General features: G+C 67.8%; 1 protein-coding gene. It reads right to left on the bottom strand.

Annotation, left to right across the window (positions count from 1 at the left end; translation table 11 throughout):
• Window positions 1-55: 55 nt before the first annotated feature.
• The coding region (locus tag F0L68_RS39460; RefSeq protein ID WP_149855042.1) for an IS4 family transposase at window positions 56-1,010 on the bottom strand (955 nt) is incomplete at its 5' end.

A 1,010-nucleotide genomic window follows, 5' to 3' on the forward strand; every position in this document is an offset into this window, starting at 1 on the left:
AGAAGCGACAATCTACTAGCCGCAAGGCCGTGAAGTTTGGCGGTTGTGGTGATCGTCAAGGGTCTGCCGGGGTGAGGATGTCGATACCGATGGTGGCTTTGTAGCTGGTCCGGTCGATGACCGGACCGCGTGCCTGGTATTTGGAGATGGCGCGTTTGACGATGCGGGGACAGACCCGTAGCCGTCGGGCGGGCATGAGGTCGGTCAGGACGTGTCTGCCGATCGTGCCGACCAGGTCGATGACGGTGTCGGCGATGACGTCGGCGGCCTGGACGACCTGGTCGCGGGCGGTCTGCCAGGCGATGGTGAAGCTGGCGCGGTCGGGGTCGAGGTCGGGTCGGGTGCTGGTGGCGTCGGCCATGGCGGTGCGCAGGAGTTGGTAGGTCACCAGCAGGGCGTAGACCTCCTGCTCGACGCCGGCCGGGGTGCGGGCGCGCAGCACTCGGCCGCCCAGGATGCTGGATTTCAGTTCCAGGTAGGCGGTTTCGATCTCCCACCGCTGGTGATAGAGGGTGATCAGCTCGCCGGCGGGGTGGCGGTGGGGGTCGAGCAGGGTGGTGGCCAGCCGGTAGGTCCCGGTGTGGCGTCCCGCGCTGGTGGTGATGGTGATCTCGGCGTCGATGACCCGTACCCGCAGGCCGCCCAGCACCGACAGGTAGGAGCCGTCGCGGTAGCGGGCCAGGATCGGTGTCGTGCGGCTGTTTTTGAGCCGGACGAGTACGTGGGCGCCGGTGGTGGCGATGTCGGTGAGCAGGCTGGCGGAGGCGAAGTTGCGGTCGGCCAACAGGATCATCCCGGTGTGCAGGCTGCGGAGGAGTTGTGGTGTGTAGGTGGTTTCCCCGGTGGTGGTGGGGCCGAAGGCGGCGTCGATGAGGGTGCGGGTGCCGCAGGCCAGCAGCGCGACCAGGCGGGTCTGGGGGTAGCCGGTGCCGCCGTGGTTGCCTTTCTGTTTGGTGAGGCGGGTCAGGATGTTCGGGGTGTCGGGCAGGGTCAGGGTGGTGCCGTCGATC

Origin of the sequence: Solihabitans fulvus, assembly GCF_008386585.1 — a bacterium.
GTDB lineage: Bacteria > Actinomycetota > Actinomycetes > Mycobacteriales > Pseudonocardiaceae > Solihabitans > Solihabitans fulvus.